The 2,034-nt window shown below is 41.0% G+C and carries 3 protein-coding genes; 2 read left to right on the top strand and 1 reads right to left on the bottom strand.

What is annotated here, in order from left to right; translation table 11 throughout:
- Positions 1-731: alpha/beta fold hydrolase (locus FJR38_RS18680; protein WP_168538710.1), on the bottom strand; the 731-nt coding region annotated here is incomplete at its 3' end.
- 142 nt (positions 732-873) lie between these two features.
- Here FJR38_RS18680 and FJR38_RS18675 point away from each other — a divergent pair.
- Positions 874-1,185 carry a carbon dioxide-concentrating mechanism protein CcmK gene (locus FJR38_RS18675; RefSeq protein ID WP_168491037.1) on the top strand — a complete coding sequence of 104 codons (312 nt, stop codon included), beginning with the start codon at positions 874-876 and terminating at the stop codon, positions 1,183-1,185.
- A gap of 92 nt (positions 1,186-1,277) precedes the next feature.
- Positions 1,278-1,625 carry a carbon dioxide-concentrating mechanism protein CcmK gene (locus tag FJR38_RS18670; RefSeq protein WP_168491038.1) on the top strand — a complete coding sequence of 116 codons (348 nt, stop codon included), beginning with the start codon at positions 1,278-1,280 and terminating at the stop codon, positions 1,623-1,625.
- Positions 1,626-2,034: the final 409 nt, after the last annotated feature.

Here is a 2,034-nt window from a genome sequence, read left to right as displayed (position 1 = left end):
TCAATTTTGGCAAGTTGCGGAAATTTAAAAGCACTATAACCACCACTTTTGGTAAAAGCAATTAACGCTTGAGTCCAATTAGGCATTTGTAGGTGTAGTTCTCCGCAGCATAAAGCATCTTGGGAGATCAAATTGGGGTTTTTATATGCAGTTCGACAAATGCGATCGCGCACTTTCGGATTTCGCAAAAATTCTGTCGCCCAATAATCCAAAGGCGGAAATATATATTTACTTAATGGGGAATTACCTTTCAACCCCGCACTATCCATTAATACCAGTTGCTTTACCGCTTCTGGATAAGTAAGGGTAAAATCTATAGCCGCAGCACCACCCATGGAAGCACCAACCAAAATCACAGGTTGATTAATCAGGTTTTGCCAAAAAGAGTAAAGATGAGCCTTAATTGCTTGAGAACTGTAAGCAATCCCCGGTAATCTATCTGTAAAGCCAAATCCCAATAAATCTACTGCCCAAACTTCATTTTTTTCAGCAAGTAACGGTAAAAGTCGCCGATATTCTAGTACCGAACTATCAAAACCGTGAATTAATAAAATCGGTGTACCACCCTGTCCTTGATGGACATAAGTAGTATTAACTAGTTCCTTGGGACCATCATTACTAATGTCTTTGGCTACTAAGGGTATCGCCTGACTTTGGATATTTTGAGCCAAAGCGATCGATGTTGGTTCTGTCAATTGCCCAACTGCGGCAGGAAGAAAACTTAAAAACATAACCCTCAGTTTACATCACGGCGTATCATCTCAAGCAATGGCCAAAGACTAATTGCAAAAGAAAATTTCCTCAAAATTTAAAATAGGTACAAAATCCTCGTAAAATAAATATCACTCATCCCTAACGTAGGAGATTCAAGCCATGCCAATGGCAGTTGGCGCAATTGAAACATTAGGTTTTCCCGCTGTTCTAGCATCAGCCGACGCAATGGTTAAAGCCGCTGGCGTTACCATTGTCTATTACGGTATCGCTGAAAGTGGCCGCTTGATAGTTGCTGTCAGAGGACACGTTTCGGAAGTGCAAACAGCCGTAGCCGCTGGAATAGCTGCGGGAGAGGAAGTTTTTGGTGGTGAGGTTGTTACCCACTACATTATTCCCAATCCCCCGGAAAATGTGGAAACTATCTTACCTATCCACTTCACCGCCAAGTCCGAACCTTTCCGTATTTTCTAATGTAAGTTCGCTATCAAAAATTGAAGCCTCGCTTCATAAACATAATTTGTAGCAACCTATAACTTTTTATATTCATAACCAGGAGATTAAAAATGTCACTACAGGCTGTCGGATCATTAGAAACCAAGGGTTTTCCCGCCGTACTCGCAGCAGCAGATGCAATGGTAAAAGCCGGTCGAGTTACCCTCGTTGGTTATATCAGAGTTGGTAGCGCCCGCTTTACAGTCAATATTCGTGGTGACGTTTCCGAAGTCAAAGCCGCTATGGCTGCCGGTGTGGACGCTGTAGAAAAAGTCCATGGTGGTACTCTCGAATCCTGGGTAATTATTGCCCGTCCTCATGAAAACGTCGAAGCTGTATTACCTATCTCCTACACAGAAGAAGTTCAGCAGTATCGTGAGTCTGTGGAAAATCCCATCATCGGTTCTTCCAGACGCTAATTCAACCATGGGTAATGGGTAATGGGTCATTGGTAATTGGTGAGAATTAAGATAAATATTCCCTGTTCCCTGTTCCCTGTTCCCTATTCCCTATTCCCTGTTCCCTAATAATTCCGATCACTGACAGAACACCTAGAAGTTAACTGAAACTCGGTGATCTCCATCACAGTATACTTACGGTCTACTTATAGTATTATCATAAATAACGAATCAATTAGGAGTTACCACCTTCTACTCAATCTAAATCACCAAATCTAATATTTAAAGACCCCCTTAATTGTCATAAAAATCACCATTCAAATTAGACGGAAAGCGCATCGGCTTTTTGAGTTGTAAAAATCAACATAGGGAATTTATATATTGTCTAAATATTGTCAAAATTCGTAAAACTTTAACAAGAGTTGAAACT

The sequence above is a fragment of the Anabaena sp. UHCC 0253 genome (assembly GCF_009712085.1).
In the GTDB taxonomy this organism is placed as follows: domain Bacteria; phylum Cyanobacteriota; class Cyanobacteriia; order Cyanobacteriales; family Nostocaceae; genus Dolichospermum.
The sequence above is the reverse complement of the archived record's forward strand: the minus strand, read 5'-3'. Positions and strand labels throughout refer to the sequence as shown.